Source organism: Streptomyces sp. NPDC028289 (genome assembly GCF_055565975.1).
Map to the genome: position 1 here is coordinate 526728 of NZ_JBVHTI010000001.1, position 15685 is coordinate 542412.

Annotated in this window: 9 protein-coding genes; 3 read left to right on the top strand and 6 right to left on the bottom strand. The window is 69.1% G+C overall.

Going from position 1 to position 15685, the window contains the following annotated elements; all coding sequences use genetic code 11:
* Positions 1 to 41: 41 nt before the first annotated feature.
* Positions 42 to 5414 carry a pullulanase-type alpha-1,6-glucosidase gene (pulA, locus tag ACZ4UV_RS02420; RefSeq protein ID WP_467835431.1) on the bottom strand — a complete coding sequence of 1791 codons (5373 nt, stop codon included), beginning with the start codon at positions 5412 to 5414 and terminating at the stop codon, positions 42 to 44.
* Positions 5415 to 5615: 201 nt separating this feature from the next.
* Here pulA and ACZ4UV_RS02425 point away from each other — a divergent pair, with 201 nt between their 5' ends.
* Positions 5616 to 7691, top strand: a complete 2076-nt coding sequence (locus ACZ4UV_RS02425; protein WP_467835435.1) for a carbohydrate-binding module family 20 domain-containing protein — start codon at positions 5616 to 5618, stop codon at positions 7689 to 7691.
* A 152-nt stretch (positions 7692 to 7843) separates the two neighbouring features.
* Positions 7844 to 8434 carry a DUF4232 domain-containing protein gene (locus tag ACZ4UV_RS02430; protein WP_467835437.1) on the top strand — a complete coding sequence of 197 codons (591 nt, stop codon included), beginning with the start codon at positions 7844 to 7846 and terminating at the stop codon, positions 8432 to 8434.
* Positions 8435 to 8459: 25 nt separating this feature from the next.
* Here ACZ4UV_RS02430 and ACZ4UV_RS02435 read toward each other — a convergent pair whose 3' ends face one another.
* Positions 8460 to 9245 (bottom strand): SDR family NAD(P)-dependent oxidoreductase, encoded by a 786-nt coding sequence (locus ACZ4UV_RS02435; RefSeq protein ID WP_451019980.1) that lies wholly within the window; start codon positions 9243 to 9245, stop codon positions 8460 to 8462.
* 86 nt (positions 9246 to 9331) lie between these two features.
* On the opposite strand from ACZ4UV_RS02435, the gene ACZ4UV_RS02440 reads away from it, so the two are divergent.
* Complete coding sequence (locus tag ACZ4UV_RS02440; RefSeq protein ID WP_451019981.1) at positions 9332 to 10198, top strand: helix-turn-helix transcriptional regulator; 867 nt, start codon at positions 9332 to 9334, stop codon at positions 10196 to 10198.
* On the opposite strand, the gene ACZ4UV_RS02445 is transcribed toward ACZ4UV_RS02440, so the two are convergent.
* The 4 genes from ACZ4UV_RS02445 to ACZ4UV_RS02460 form a co-directional block, all read right to left on the bottom strand.
* A complete protein-coding gene (locus ACZ4UV_RS02445; protein ID WP_467835441.1) occupies positions 10174 to 11547 on the bottom strand; it encodes an alpha-amylase in 1374 nt (457 codons plus the stop codon). The two genes, ACZ4UV_RS02440 and ACZ4UV_RS02445, sit on opposite strands and share 25 nt — an antisense overlap.
* Before the next feature lie 172 nt (positions 11548 to 11719).
* Complete coding sequence (locus tag ACZ4UV_RS02450; RefSeq protein ID WP_467836485.1) at positions 11720 to 13384, bottom strand: glycoside hydrolase family 13 protein; 1665 nt, start codon at positions 13382 to 13384, stop codon at positions 11720 to 11722.
* A 320-nt stretch (positions 13385 to 13704) separates the two neighbouring features.
* Entirely contained in the window at positions 13705 to 14616 is a 912-nt protein-coding gene (locus ACZ4UV_RS02455) for a sugar ABC transporter permease (protein WP_467835443.1), read from the bottom strand.
* 13 nt (positions 14617 to 14629) lie between these two features.
* Positions 14630 to 15634: a carbohydrate ABC transporter permease gene (locus ACZ4UV_RS02460; protein ID WP_351491508.1), complete on the bottom strand. Its 1005-nt coding sequence runs from the start codon at positions 15632 to 15634 to the stop codon at positions 14630 to 14632.
* Positions 15635 to 15685: the final 51 nt, after the last annotated feature.

Genomic DNA, 15685 nt, shown 5'->3' on the forward strand with positions numbered 1-15685 from the left:
GCTGGGGGAGCCGGGCCTGCCCCACCGACGTAAGGCCACGGTCACCTCGTCCGGGAGAACACCGCCACCGTGCGCCCCGGAACCACGAACGTACCCGTTTCCCGCTCGTACGATGCCGACTTGACGACGGAGTCCGCGCCCGACGCCTGCACCGGGTGCAGCCGGTAGCCGGTTCCGGCCAGGGTGCCCACCCGCTGCTCCTGCTGGCCGGGGCTCGCGTTGAACACGACGACGAGGTCACCGAGTTCCATGGTGATCACGCCGGGCGTCTCGTCCTTCCCGGACAGCGGGAAGGAGAGCTTGGACTGCACCTGCGCGGCCGTGCCGAGGGAGAACGCCCTGTCGGTCGTACGGATCTTCAGCAGGTCCCGGTAGGCGGCCGAGGCCCCGTCGATCTGCGCGCACCCGACCTTCACCGAGGTCAGCAGCGGCTTGGCGTAGGACCACTTGGACTGGTTGTCGGCGGCCGTCGGCACCCCGCGGCCGAAGCCGTTGCCGTCGGCGCAGTTCCAGTGGATGGCGTTGAACCAGTCGCCGCTGTCGAAGGAGTTGCGGTCCAGGGACTTGGAGCGCAGCAGGTCGGTGCCGGCCTGGGAGAGCGAAGGCCCCTGCGAGAGGGCGGCCGTGGCCATCGCGAGGACCTGCATCCGGGCCCGGTCGGACGCGGAGGTGCCGGCCGGCAGTTTGTACGTCAGCGCGTCGAACAGCGACTCGTTGTCGTGCGCGTCGACATAGGCGAGGGAGTCGCCGGGCGCGTCGGCGTATCCGGCGGGCGAGCCGTTGTAGTCGATCTCGGCGCCGGTGACCTCCTTGCCGTCGGTGTCGGTGAACCGGTACTTGGCGAGGTTGCCGGTCAGCCCGACCTTGATCAGGTCCTGGTAGTGCAGCAGCCGGGCCTTCTGCTCGGCCTCGGTGCCGTTGGCCGTCGAGGAGTTGGGGTCGGTGTAGAGGCCGGACGCGAAGCCCTGGATGCCGGGGTCGTCGTCGAAGGGGCTGCCGCCGCGTACGGCGTCCCGGGCACGGTCGGAGAAGGTGGCGATGCCGGTGCCTGCCATGTTCTGCTGCGTGGCCTGCACGAACCGGGCGTCGTTCGCGACCTCGCCGAAGTTCCAGCCCTCCCCGTACAGGATGATCTTCTTGCCGTCGACGCCGTCCTTCTTCAGGGTCAGCTCGTCGAGCGCCTTGCGGACGGCCAGGATGTTGGCCTTCGGGTGGTGGCCCATCAGGTCGAAGCGGAACCCGTCGACCTTGTACTCCTTGGCCCAGGTGACGATCGAGTCCACCACCAGCTTGCCCATCATGGCGTTCTCGGGCGCGGTGTTGGCGCAGCAGGTGCTGTTGGCCACGCTGCCGTCGGCGAGCAGCCGCTGGTAGTAGCCGGGCACGATCTGGTCGAGGACGCTGGTGTCCGCCTCTCCGCCGGCCGCTGTGTGGTTGTAGACGACGTCCATGACGACCCGCAGCCCGTCGTCGTTGAGCGACCTGACCATCTTCCGGAACTGGACGGTACGCGCGGTGCCGTCCGGGTCGGTGGCGTACGAGCCCTCGGGGACCGTGAAGTGGTACGGGTCGTAACCCCAGTTGTAGGCGTCCTTCGCGGCCACCGCGGAGACGCACGCCTGCTGCTTCTCCGAGTCGGCCGGGTAGGAGGCGAGATCGCAGTCGGGGCTCGCCTGGTCGGCCTTCTCCTCGGGCACGGTCGCGAAGTCGAAGGCCGGGAGCAGATGCACGTACGAAGTCCCGGACTTCGCGAGCGCCTTGAGGTGCTTGGAGCCGTCGCTGTTCTTGTCGGTGAAGGCGAGGTACGTGCCCCGGTCCGCGGCCGGGACCGTGGAGTCCGCCACCGAGAAGTCCCGGACGTGCAGCTCCTGGATCTGGGCGTCCTTCATCGGTACGGCCTTGGGCTTGGTGTACGTCGACCAGCCGCCCGGCGCCAGGGACCTGTCGCTCAGGTCGACGACGAGGCTGCGCTCGGAGTCGGCGGTGAGGGCGACCGAGTAGGGGTCGGTGACCTTGTTGGTGACGACCTTCCGGACGCTGGGCGCCCAGACCTTCACCACGTACCGGTAGGGCTTGTTCTTCCAGGACGCGGGGCCGGTGACGGACCAGACACCGGTGGCGGGGTCGCGGTGCATCGCCTTCAGGGAGCCGTCGAGTTCGAGGGCGACGCTCTGCGCGGTCGGCGCCCAGACGGAGAGCGTGGGCTTCCCGTGCTGGAAGACCGGGCCGAGGTCCGCCGTCGTCGCCTTGGCGTACACGTCGTCGAGCACACCGGCGATCTGCACGCCTGTCGCGGCCAGCACGGCCCCGTTGGCGGCACGCTGGGAGGCGACGAGCTGTCCGCCGAGCGCCGCGCGCACCCGGTCCCGGTCGCGCGGGTCGACCGACCAGGCCGTGTAGTCCTTCAGGTACGGGAACTTCGCCTTCTGGGCGTCGGTGAGGGTGGTCTTCGTCAGCCGCAGCCACCGCTCGTCGTCGCTGGTCAGGGTCCCGTCCTTGACGGCGATCGAACCGTCGTGGGAGTAGACCAGCTGGGTGGAGGCCGCGCCGTCGGCGCCGTCCCAGGCGACCGTGTCCCGGTCGATCCAGACCGCCTTGGAGGTGGACAGGTCGAGCGCGGCCGCGCTGCCGGCGGGCTGCGGGAGGAGGTACTTCTCCTGGCCGTTCAACAGCCACACCTCGTAGCCGTTGGCCTTGAGGTCGAGGGACTGGTCGGCGGAGAGATCCTTCTCGTCGCCCTTGTGGATGATGTAGCTGAGGCTGGTGGCACCCTCGGTGAGCGGTACCTCGAAGACCGCGCCATAGGCGTCGGTCTTCACCGGCTTGAGGGGAGCCGACCAGTCGGTGGGGTTCGCGGCGCCCGTCCAGACATGCAGGCCCCAGCCGTCGTAGTCCCCGTCGGCGCGGTGGTAGTGGATGACCGCCTTGGTGGTGTCCTGCGCGGGGTACGCGTCGGAGGGCCTCGTCGTGAGGACGTCCGTCTTCCCCTGCTCGATCCACACCTCGCCCGTCTTGGTGACGTCGATGGAGCGGTCGGCGGAGACGTCCTTGTCGCCGTTCTTGTCGACGACGAGGAAGCCGACGTTCGTGGCGCCGGGCTTCAGCTTGACGTAGGCGAAGGCGCCGTACGCGTCGCGGCCGGTGAAGGGGTGGCCGGCGGGCCAGGTGGTCGCCTCGCCGTCGGCGAGGTCGCCCCAGGCGTACAGGCCCCAGTTGTCGTAGTCGCCGTCGGTGCGCTTGTAGTGGACGACCGCGTAGTCGCGGGAGGAGGCGGTGGGCGTCTCGGCGGCGGGCGGGGTGCCGCTGGTGCTCGCGGCCAGGGCGCTGGAGGTGCGCCCCGCCGAGTCGACGACGACCGCCTTGTAGCGCAGGGCGGTGCCGGCCGGGACGTCCTCGGTGAGGGTCTGGGTCACCTTGTAGGGGGCGTGGTCGGCGGAGCCGAGGGTGGTCCACTTGCCGTTGCCGACCTGGGCGGCGAAGACGACGCGGTCGAGCTGTCCGCCGGTGACGTCCGCGGTGAGGTCGACGGTGCCGGTGGCGCCGGCGGCCGGGGCCTGCAGGGTGATCGTCGGGGTGGTGGCGGGCTTGGCGAGGGGGCCGGCCGCCCTGTAGACGACGGCGGACCGGGCGGGGACGGCGACGGTGACGCCGTTGTCCGTACCGGACGTCACGGTGCCGTCGGTGCCGTAGAGCGCCCGGTAGCGCATGCCGGCCGAACCGGTGGGGAAGGTCGCCGTCTTCGCGTCGTCGGCGTTGTTGAAGGCGACGACGTACTCCCGGCCGGTCTTCGCGTCCGTCCGGGTGAACGCGTAGACGCCGGCGCCGTCGGCCGCGTAGCGCTCGGTCTGGACGCCGTCCGCGAGGGCGGGGTTGGCCGCGCGCAGCTTGGAGAGAGCGCTGATCTGCTTGTAGAGCGGCGCACTCGTGTCGTAGGAGTCGCTCGCCGCGGTCCGGTCGGTGCCGATCTCGTCGTCGTCCAGGTAGTCGGCGACCTTGGACGCGAACATCGTCTGCCGGGCGTCCTTGTCGCCGCCGGAGCCGGTGAAGCCCTGCTCGTCGCCGTAGTAGACGACCGGGTTGCCCCGGCTGAGGAACATCACCTCGTTGGCGAGCCGGTCCTTGGCCAGCAGCTCGGCGTCCGTGGCCTTCGGGTTGTCCTGTTCCAGGAAGTACCCGATCCGGCCCATGTCGTGGTTGCCGAGGAAGGTGACCTGCTCGTAGGCGTTCGCCTTGTCGGTCGTGTACTTGTAGTCGTCGCCGAAGACGCTCGCCAGCTTCTGTGCGCTGCCGCCCTGGGAGGCGTAGGAGCGGGCCGCGTCCTGGAAGGGGAAGTCGAGGGTCGCGTCGAGGCGGCCCTGGGTGACGTACGGCGAGGTGACGGACGTGTCCGCGGAGTACGTCTCGCCGAACATGAAGAAGTTCTTACGGCCGTGCTGCGCCGCGTACTCGTCCAGCGCGGTCGCCCACTGGGTCCAGAACTCCATGTTGACGTTCTTGACGGTGTCGATCCGGAAGCCGTCGATGGCGAAGTCCTTCACCCACCGCTCGTAGATCTTCTCCATCCCGCTGACGACCTCGGGCCGCTCGGTCCACAGGTCGTCGAGCCCCGAGAAGTCGCCGTAGGTCGCGGACTCGCCGGCGAACGTCGAGTCGCCCCGGTTGTGGTACATCGTCGGGTCGTTGAGCCACGACGGCACCTTCGACCGGCTGGTGACGGTCGGCGTGCGCGGGAAGGAGGCGGTGGAGACGGCCGGGAACTTCTTCTTCCCGTCCGCGTAGTCCGCGTCGTCGAAGGGCTGCCCGTCCTTGGTCAGGTACGGGAAGGCGCCCTTGGAGAGGTAGTCGTACGACTTCTCCTCGTAGTCGACGACGTCGGCGGTGTGGTTGGTGATCACGTCGAAGAAGACCTTCATGCCCTTGGCATGCGCCTTGGAGATGAGGGTCTGAAGGTCCTTGTTGGTCCCGAAGTGCGGGTCGACCTGGGTGAAGTCGGTGATCCAGTACCCGTGGTAGCCGGCCGAGGCGTTGCTCCCGGTCCCCTGCACGGGCTTGTTCTTGAAGATCGGGGCCATCCAGATGGCGGTGGTGCCGAGCCCCTTGATGTAGTCCAGCCGCCGGGTCAGGCCCTTGAGGTCGCCGCCCTGGTAGAAGCCCTTGTCGGTGGGGTCGTAGCCGGTGGAGAGCCGGGAGCCGGTCAGGCCGCCCTTGTCATTGCTCTTGTCGCCGTTGGCGAAACGGTCCGGCATGACGAAGTAGAACTGCTCGCGGGTGTCGTCGTGCCGGGCGGGCTCGGCGGCGAGCTTCGCGTCGGAGGGCGGGGCGGGCGGGGCGGCGGCGTGTGCGGCGACCGGCTGCACGAGCGCGGCGGCGAGGGCGGCGACGGCGACGGCCGCGACCCGTCTGACATGTATCACCGGTATGAACTCCTAGCGATAGCGGCTCTCTTGGGTCCGACCCGGCGCGACCGTACCGCTAACGAAAGGTTTACAGCAAGAGGCTTGAAACTCACAGCAAGAACTTTCACGAGGCGTATTGACGGCCTGTCTCAACTGCCGCACGCTCACGGGTTGTTGAAACCTGTCCCGTTCGTATCGGATCTCGTTTCGGAGCCGCACATGACCACCAGACACCACCCCCCGGGTGTCTTCCGGCGCACCGCCGGCGCAGTCGCCGCGGGCGCCCTGGCGCTCGCGGGCCTGATCGCCCTGCCGGCCGCCCCCGCGCAGGCGGACACCACGGCCAAGGGCGACGTGATCGCCAACCTCTGGGAATGGAACTGGAACTCGGTCGCATCCGAGTGCACCCACGTCCTCGGCCCGGCCGGCTACGGGGCCGTCCAGGTCGCCCCGCCCTCCGAGTCCCTCAAGCAGTCCAACTACTACTGGTGGGACGTCTACCAGCCGTACTCGTACACCCTGAACAGCCGTTTCGGTACGGCGACGCAGTTCGCGTCGATGATCTCCGCCTGCCACACGGCCGGCGTGAAGGTCTACACGGACGCGGTCATCAACCACACGGCCGCGCAGACCGGCACGGGCTACGACGGCACCACCATCACCAACAAGTACGACACCCCGGACTGGAACCCGAGCGACTACCACACCTCCGCCGACTGCCCCACCTCCGACCTGACCATCCAGGACTACTCGAACCTCACCCAGGTCCAGAACTGCGAACTGCTCGGCCTGCCCGACCTCAAGACCAGCGCCGACAACGTCCGTTCGGGCCTCGCCGCCTTCCTCAACAAGCAGATCGCCCTGGGCGTCGACGGCTTCCGGGTGGACTCGGCCAAGCACATCCCGGCCACCGACATGGCGGCCATCGTCGCCAAGCTGAACACCACGACCTCCGGCGCGGCGCCGTACGTCTTCGACGAGGTCTACCCCGGCTCCACCCCGCAGCCCAGCGACTACTACGGCTCCGGCGACGTCCTCGACTTCACGTACGCGAGCAAGATGAAGTCGGCCTTCCAGGGCAACGTCAGCGACCTGTCGTCACTGCCCTCGTCCGGCATCCTGCCCGCCGCGAACTCGGTGTCCTTCGTGACCAACCACGACACCGAGCGCAACGGCCTGCACATGAGCTACAAGGACGGCGACAGCTACAAGCTCGCCAACCTCTTCGAGCTGGCCTACAAGTGGTCGACGCCGACCATCTACTCCAGCTGGCAGTGGACCCAGAGCGACCAGGCGCCGCCGAACTCGTCCGGCTTCGTCACCGACACGGACTGCTCCAACGGCTGGAACTGCCTCGACCGCGACACCGCCGTCGTCGGCATGGTGGCCTGGCACAACGCGGCCGGCAGCGCGGCCGTCTCCAACTGGCAGACCATGTCGTCGAACGTCATCGGCTTCGGCCGCAGCGGCGCCGGGTTCTTCGCCGTCAACAACGGCTCGTCGGCGGCCACCTACACCTTCGCCACCGGCATGGCGGACGGCACGTACTCCGACGTCATCGACGGCGGCGCCACCACGGTCACCGTCTCCGGCGGCAACGCGAGCATCACGATCCCCGCGAAGGACGCCGTCGCCTTCTACAACTCCTCCTACACCTGCACGGTCGGCTGCGACGACAGCGGCAGCAGCGGCGGCTCCACCTCCACGGTGACCGCGACCTTCAACGAGTACGCCTCCACCACGACCGGCACCAACGTCTACGTGGTCGGCTCCATCGACGCCCTGGGCGGCTGGGACACCTCGAAGGCGATCCAGCTCTCGTCCTCCGGGTACCCGATCTGGTCGGGCGCGGTGAGCGTCCCGATCAACACGTCCTTCACGTATAAATATATTAAAAAGGACAGCTCGGGCAATGTGACCTGGGAGTCCAACGCCAACAGGTCGGCCACGACCACCACATCGGCGCTCTCCCTCGACAACTCCTGGAACGTGGCGAACACCGACGCCACGGACGTCACCTTCAACGAGTACGCCACCACCGACTACGGCACCAACGTCTACGTCGTCGGCTCCCTCGCCTCCCTCGGCTCCTGGAACACCGGCGACGCGATCCCGCTGTCGTCGGAGTCGTACCCGACGTGGAGCAAGCTGGTGATCGTCCCGAAGAGCACCGCCTTCACGTACAAGTACATCAAGAAGGACAGCTCAGGGAACGTGACCTGGGAGTCGGGCACGAACCGCTCGTACACGACGGGCACCTCGTCCGGCTACACGACGAGTGACACCTGGAAGTAGCCGGGCGGTCGCGGACAGGTACGGAAATTTCCTGTCGGCGTTCGTGAACAAATCCGGAGTACCGCGCATCTGACCTTGTGTACGGCACACGAGAACGGCGCGGGCCGCACGCCGCGGTCCGCGCCGCAGAGCGCGAGTGGAGCACTGTCACCGTGAACGCACACCGGAAGACCACCGACCTGTCCACCACCACCCGGCACCGCACCGGCCGCAGGCTCGGCCGTACGGTGCTCGCCGCGGCGGCCGTCGCCGCCCTGGGGCTCGCCTGGGCCGGTACCGCCGAGGCCGCGAGCCCGAGCGCCGCCGAGGCCACGCCCACCTGCTCCGCCGCCGCGCTCAAGGCCACCTTCGGCCGGCAGCTCGCCGGTGGCATGAACCACGAGGGTGTCGTCATCAGGCTGCGCAACCTCAGCGGCAAGACCTGTGCGCTGCGCGGCTACCCCGGCCTGGGCCTGGAGAACTCCGCGCACAAGGCGATCACGACCCACACGCACTGGGGCAACACCTGGTACGCCAAGGACCCGGGCAAGAAGACCCTGGTCCTCAAGGACGGCCAGAGCGCCGAGGCCGTCGTCGCCTGGACCCACGCCAACACCGGCACCTCGGGCGCGGTGCACGCCTCCTACCTGGAGATCACCCCGCCCGCCTCGACCAAGCACAAGACGCTGGCGTTCCACCAGTGGGTCGACCACGGTGACCTCTCGGTCACCGCGCTGGCCGGCCACATCGACGTTACGGACTGACGTCCCGCGCCATGGACGGCGGCGCCTACGCCCCGGCCCCGCCGTCCACCTGCAGAATCGCGCCTGACACGAAGGAGGCCCGGTCGCTCAGGAGCCACGCGGCGGCCTCGGCGATTTCCTCGGGGGCGGCCATGCGGCGCAGGGGCGACACGGACTTTATGTGGTCGATGACGCCGGGGGTGGCCGCCTCCCAGTCGCGGATCATCTCGGTGAGCGTGCCGCCGGGGGCGACGGCGTTGACGCGGATGCCCTCGGGGCCGTACGTGACGGCGGCCGACTCGGTGAGGCTGTTGACGGCGCGCTTCAGGGCGCCGTAGACCGGCAGGACGGGGTTGGCGCGCAGGCTGCCGACGGAGGAGTTGTTGACGATGGCGCCGGTGCCCGCGGTGGCGCGGATGGCGGCGACCTCGGCGGTCATGGCCAGCCAGACGCCCTTGAGGTTGACGGCGGTGAGGTGGTCGAACTCGGCCTCCGGGAGTTCGTCCACGGGGCCGGGGTGGTGCTGGCCGATCGCGCCGTTGTTGAAGGCGAGGTCCAGGCGGCCGTAGACCTCCACCGTGCGGTCCACGGCCGCGCGGACGCTCGCCGCGTCGGCCAGGTCGCAGACCACGTGGTCCGCGGTGCCGCCCGCCGCGCGGATCTCCTCGGTGACCGTCTTGAGCTGGGCCTCCGTGCGGGCCGCCAGCATGACCCGGGCGCCCTCGCGGGCGAAGAGCCGGGCGGAGGCCGCGCCGATGCCGCGGCCGGCTCCGGTGACGAAGGCGACCTTGCCGGTCAGCAGGCCCTGGTAGGTGATCGCAGTGTTTTCCATGGCGTCGAGCCTGCGTCCGGGCGCGGGGCCCATCCAGGCACCGACGGTACCTGGATGGGGTCGGGCGGACGGGTGACACTGGACGCGTGGACAGGCAAGAACTCGCCGCTTTCCTGCGCAGCCGGCGTGAGCGGATCTCCCCCGCCGAGGTGGGGCTGCCGCGCGGCCCGCGCCGCCGGACGCCCGGACTGCGGCGCGAGGAGGTGGCGCAGCTGGCGTTCATCTCCACGGAGTACTACACGCGTCTCGAGCAGGCGCGGGGGCCGCGCCCGTCGCGTGAGGTGCTGGGCGGGCTGGCGCGGGCGCTGCGGCTGTCCGACGCCGAGCGCGGGCATCTCCACCATCTCGCCGGGGCGCCGCCGGGGCCGCTGCCCGGGCCCTCGCGCGAGGTCCGGCAGAGCCTCCTGGACCTGTTGCGCAGGCTGCCGCAGGCCGCCGCGTTCGTGACCTCCGCGACCTTCGAGGTACTGGCCTGGAACGATCTGGCGGCCGCCCTCATGGAGGACTTCTCCGCGCTGCCCCCGCGCGACCGCAACCTGATGCGCCGTGCGTTCCTCACCCCGCGCCCGGCGGGCAGCAGGCTGTACGGGGTGTCGGACGTGGACGCCTTCGCCCGGCTGTCTGCGCAGCGCCTGCGGGCCGCGGCCGGCCGGTACCCCGGCTCACCCGAGGTGACCGGCCTGGTGACCGAACTCCTCGCAGGGAGCGAGGAGTTCGGGCGGCTGTGGGAGTCGCACGACGTGTCCGCCGAGCCCACCCTGGTCAAGACGTTCCGGCACCCGGTGGTGGGCCCGGTCACCGTGAACTGCGACGCCCTGGACATCACCGACCGGGACCAGCAGGTCGTGATCTACACCGCCACCCCGGGGTCACGGTCCGAGGAGGCGCTGCGGCTGCTGTCGGTGATCGGGACGCAGCGGATGGATCCTCAGCAGGTGGACTTCCCGGCGTAGACCGCGAGGGCGGTGTTGGCGGCCAGGGTGGCGGTGAACTGGCCGCTCGAGTTGACCGTCACCGACGTGTTCGCCTGGACGTTGCAGTACGTCCCGGCCGGCAGCGACGTCTGGTAGGTCCGGGTCAGCGAGCTCGTCTCGTGGTTGATGGCGACGTACCCCTTGGCGCCCCGTCCGAAGGCGATGGCGTCGGCGCCGTCGTCCCACCAGTTCGTGACCGCCTCGCCGCGCACCGCGTTGTGGAAGGCGACCATGCGGATGATCTCCGGCCAGGCGTGCTGGCACTTCCAGCCGTCCTGCCAGCAGGCGTTCACCACACCGTTGTTGGGTGGTCCGGCGTCGGCGTCCGACCATTCGTAGCCGGAGTTGATGTCCGGGGCGCCGTAGGGGTAGGCGAGCATGAAGACGTTGGCCAGGGTGTAGTTGGCGCCGTCCTTGTAGTTCAGCGTGGAGCCGTTGCGCTCGGTGTCGTGGTTGTCGACGAAGACGCCGGCGACCGAGCTGCTCATGTACCCCCAGCCCTCGCCGTAGTTCTTCAGGTAGGCGAGGTTCTCGTTGTTGAAGACGCGCTTGAGGTCGTAGGCGTAGCGGAACTCCTGGACGTCCCCGTTGCCGGTGTACTCGGTCGGCTGGACGGCCTCGCCGGCGCCGTAGATGACCTCCTGCTTCCAGTACACGGAGGGGTTGGTCAGCCGGGTCTTGATGTTGGCGAGGTCCTCGGCCGGGATGTGCTTGGCCGCGTCGATGCGGAAGCCGTCGACGCCGAGGCTCAGCAGGTCGTTCATGTAGCCGGCGATGGTCTTGCGGACGTACTCCTCGCCGGTGTCCAGGTCGGCGAGGCCGACGAGTTCGCAGTGCTGGACGTTCCAGCGGTCGGCGTAGTTCGAGACGAGGGAGGTGCAGTCGTCGAAGTCGTAGGAGGAGTACAGACCGGGGTAGTTGTACTTCGTGTACGACGAGCCGCCGGTGCCGGTGCCGCTGCCCGCGGACATGTGGTTGACGACGGTGTCGACGACCACCTTCACACCGGCCGCGTGGCAGGTGTTCACCATGTTCTGGAAGGAGGTGCGGTCGCCGAGTCTGCCCGCGATCTTGTACGACACCGGTTGGTACGACGTCCACCACTGCGAGCCCTGTATGTGCTCGGCGGGCGGGGAGACCTGGACGTATCCGTAGCCGGCGGGGCCGAGGGTGTTGGTGCACTCCCTGGCGACCGAGCCGTAGTTCCACTCGAAGAGGACGGCGGTGACGTCCTTGGTGCCGGGCGGGGAGGCCGACGCGACGGACGGGGCCATGACAACGCTACAGGCGGCCAGCGCCAGAGCGGCGGAGAGGGTCTTACGTGCCATGTGGGGTTCCTTCACCATTGAAGGCTCTTGCAGAAACCTTGCTGAAACCTTGCGGTTGCGCAGATGTTAAGGGCCCGCTCCCCGAATGGGTAGCGGGCCCTGTGAAGTTGCTGCAAGAAGTTACCGAGTGACGCCCCGTCAGGTGTAGGTCAAGCCGGTGCTCAGTCGATGATCAGGCGTTGGTCCACCACACGGTGGTGTCGGCCGCCAGCTTCGCCTCGCCGTCCGCCTCCGTCAGTTCACCGCTGGCGAGCAGCACCCTGCCGTACGCCGGAGTCGTCACCGACTCCCCGCTCGTGTTCGCGACGCACACGAACTCCCCGCGCCGGAAGGCGAGTACGCCCTCCGGGGCGCGCAGCCACTCCACCGCGTCGCCCGCGCCGAGGTCGGCCTGCTCACTCCGGGCGCGCAGCGCGCTGCGGTACAGCTCCAGGGTGGAACCGGCCACCCCGGTCTGCGCCGCCACGCTCAGCTCGCCCCAGTTCGCGGGCTGCGGCAGCCAGCTGCCCCCGGACCCGAAGCCGTACGACGAGCCCTCCCGCTCCCACGGGATCGGCACCCGGCAGCCGTCCCGGAAGCCGTCCTGACCCTCACCCCGGAAGTACGCGGGGTCCTGGCGGACCTCGTCGGGCAGGTCCACGACGTCCGGGAGGCCGAGCTCCTCGCCCTGGTAGACGTAGGCCGAGCCGGGCAGCGCGAGCATGAGGAGGGTGGCCGCCCGCGCCCTGCGCAGACCCAGTTCCCGGTCGCCGGCCGTGCGGATCTGGGTGCCGAGGCCGGGCGGGTTGGCGAAGCGGGTGGCGTGCCGGGTGACGTCGTGGTTGGAGAGCACCCAGGTGGCGGGGGCGCCGACCGGGCGCATCGCCTCCAGGGTGCGGTCGATGACCTTGCGGAGTTCGGCGGCGTCCCACTCCGTGCTCAGGTACTGGAAGTTGAACGCCTGGTGGAGCTCGTCCGGGCGGACGTAGTTCGCAGTGCGCTCGACGGTCGGCGTCCAGGCCTCGGCGACGAAGATGCGCTCACCGGCATACTCGTCCAAGACGTGCCGCCACTGCCGGTAGACCTCGTGCACACCGTCCTGGTCGAAGAACGGCATGACATCGTTGCCCAGCAGCTTGAGTTGGTCGGCGCCGCCGATGTCCGGCAGCCCCTCCGCCTTCACCAGGCCGTGGGCGACGTCGATACGGAAGCCGTCCACGCCCATGTCCAGCCAGAACCGCAGGATGGAGCGGAACTCGTCGCCGACGGCGGGGTGTTCCCAGTTGAAGTCGGGCTGCTCGGGGGCGAAGAGGTGGAGGTACCACTCCCCGTCGGCCACCCGGGTCCAGGCCGGACCGCCGAAGATGGACTCCCAGTCGTTGGGCGGGAGTTCGCCGTTCTCGCCCTTGCCCGGCCGGAAGTGGTAGCGGTCGCGCGACGGCGAACCGGGGCCCTCCGCCAGCGCCCGCTTGAACCACTCGTGCTGGTCCGAGGAGTGGTTGGGCACCAGGTCGACGATGATCCGCAGGCCCAGTCCATGGGCGTCCCGGATCAGCGCGTCCGCGTCCAGCAGGTTGCCGAACATGGGGTCCACGGCGCGGTAGTCGGCGACGTCGTAGCCGGCGTCGGCCTGCGGGGAGGCGTAGAACGGGCTGAGCCACACGGCGTCGACACCGAGGTCGCGCAGGTACGGGAGTCTGGAACGCACGCCTTCCAGGTCCCCCATCCCGTCGCCGTTGCTGTCGGCGAAGCTGCGCGGATAGACCTGGTAGATCACCGCGTCCCGCCACCAGTCACGGCGACGGGCGATGGTGGCGGTAGTCGGGGCCGGGTCGGCGGCGGAGTGCTGCTGGCTCATGGCGTCCTTGATGCGTCGTAACACGGTCATCGGGTCAGAGGTGGGGTGTAGAGGCGGCCGTGGTCACAGCGGGGTCGGATGGAGACCACGGCCGCCAACCCGCGCGTTCGGGCGCACGGGAGTCGGGGCGCCCTTGAAAGGGGCGGTGGTGCAGCGCCCCGAAAGGGGCGGTGGTGCAGCGCCCCGAAAGGGGCGGTGGTGCAGCGCCCCGAAAGGGGCGCTGGGGGCACCCCCGGCCGAAGGCTGGGGGAGGAACTGCGCGACCAGCCACAACGGCGCCGCAGCCGAACGACGGCCGGCCCCCGCGGCTCAGCCAGCGGTCACCCCTTCGTTCCGCCGGCTGTAAGGCCGGTCACCAGGTTCTTCTGCACGAGGTAGAAGAACACGGCCACCGGTATCGCGATCAGCACCGCCGTCGCCGTCATCAGGTTCCGCTGCGCGTCGTGCTCACTGATGAAGCTCTGCAGCCCCACCGCGAACGTGTACTTGTCGTCGCTGAGCATGAACGTCGACGCGAACGCGACCTCGCCGAAGGCGGTGAGGAAGTTGTAGAACGCGGCGACCGCGAGGCCGGGCTTGGCGAGGGGCAGGATCAGCCGGCCGAACGTGCCGAACGGCGAGAGCCCGTCGACGCGGCCCGCCTCGTCGATCTCGAAGGGGATCGTGTCGAAGTAGCCCTTGAGCAGCCACGCCGTGTACGGCACGACGGTGGTGCAGTAGACGAGGATCAGGCCGAGGTAGCTGTCGATGAGGCCGAGCCGCGACATGATCTGGTACATCGGCACGATCAGCACGGCGATCGGGAACATCTGGGTCACCAGCAGCAGCCACATGAACTTGCGGTAGCCGGGGAAGCGCATGCGGGAGACCGCGTAGCCGGTGGTGGCGGCGAGGATCAGGCCGATGACCGTGGTACCGCCGACGACGATCATCGTCGTCTTGAACCAGTCCCAGAACCCGGTGTGCTGCAGGACGACCGAGTAGTTGTCCAGCGTCATCTTGTGCCAGATGCCGCTGGGGTGCAGGTAGTCGTCCTTGTCCGGGCCGAGGGAGAGGAAGATCAGCCAGCCGACCGGGAAGAACGCGACGATGCTCGCGACACCCAGGATGCCGTGGGTGACGGCGGAGGCGAGCGGGGAGCGCTCGCCCCGGCCGCGGACGCGGCGCGGGCTGCTGGTCACGGGGGCCTCCTCGGCGACCTGGGCGGAGGTCTGGACAGTGGTCGTACTCATGGGAACTCCTGCCTCAGATCGCGAGCTGCTGGTCGTTGCGGTTGAGCCAGCGGCGGTAGAAGGAGGTGAAGACGATCAGGATGGCCAGCAGCAGCATGCCGTAGGCGGCGGACTGGGCGAAGTCACGCGGCTGCTGTCCGAAGCCGAGGTAGTAGGCCCAGGTGACCAGGATCTGCGCGTCGGGGGCGGTGTCGCCGAAGAGCAGGAAGATGACGGCGAACTGGTTGAACGTCCAGATGATGCCGAGGAGTACGACGGTGGAGCTGACGGACCTCAGGCCCGGCAGGGTGACGTACCGGAAGCGCTGCCAGGCGCTCGCGCCGTCCATCTCGGCGGCCTCGTAGAGCGTGCCGTCGATGGCCTGGAGGCCGCCGAGCAGCGAGAGCATCATGAACGGCACACCGCACCAGGTGTTGACGAGGATCGCCGCGGCCCGCTGCCAGAACGTGTCCTCCAGCCAGGCGGGTTGCGGCAGATGGAGGAAGTGCAGGGCGCTGTTGACGATGCCGCCGTCGGCGAGCATGAACCGCCAGCCGAAGACGGTGACGAAGGTCGGCACCGCCCAGGGCAGCACCAGGACCATGCGGTAGAAGGTGCGGCCGCGGAACTTCTCGTTGAGCAGCAGGGCGAGGCCGAGGCCGATCGTGTAGTGCAGGGTGACGCAGAGCGCGGTCCAGACGATCGTCCAGAGGAAGTGGGACCAGAAGCGGTCGTAGGACGTCGGCCCGAACAGGATGTCCTTGTAGTTGTCCAGGCCGATGAACTTGTAGGTGGCGTCGATGTGGTTGACGCCGATGGTGCGGGCGGTGTTGAGGCTGTTGGCGTCGGTCAACGTCAGGTAGAAGCCGTACACCAACGGGTAGATGACGAGCGCCCCGAGGACGACGGCCACGGGGGCGATCATCGCGTAGGCGTACCAGTACTTCTGGTAGTTGTTCTTCAGCCGCTGGCCCAGCCCGGGGCGGGGCGCGCGGTCACCGTGACGCTGGCCGGTCGCGCGGTCGATGGCGACTGTCATGGGTTCGACACCTTCTGGTTCTTCCGGGATCGGGCTGGGCACAGGCCGGTG

Excerpts from the sequence above, each read along its gene's own strand:
- ACZ4UV_RS02425 (WP_467835435.1), top strand. The coding sequence starts at position 5,616 with ATGACCACCAGACACCACCCCCCGGGTGTCTTCCGGCGCACCGCCGGC.
- ACZ4UV_RS02435 (WP_451019980.1), bottom strand. The coding sequence starts at position 9,245 with ATGGAAAACACTGCGATCACCTACCAGGGCCTGCTGACCGGCAAGGTC.
- ACZ4UV_RS02445 (WP_467835441.1), bottom strand. The coding sequence starts at position 11,547 with ATGGCACGTAAGACCCTCTCCGCCGCTCTGGCGCTGGCCGCCTGTAGC.
- ACZ4UV_RS02450 (WP_467836485.1), bottom strand. The coding sequence starts at position 13,384 with ATGAGCCAGCAGCACTCCGCCGCCGACCCGGCCCCGACTACCGCCACC.
- ACZ4UV_RS02455 (WP_467835443.1), bottom strand. The coding sequence starts at position 14,616 with ATGAGTACGACCACTGTCCAGACCTCCGCCCAGGTCGCCGAGGAGGCC.
- ACZ4UV_RS02460 (WP_351491508.1), bottom strand. The coding sequence starts at position 15,634 with ATGACAGTCGCCATCGACCGCGCGACCGGCCAGCGTCACGGTGACCGC.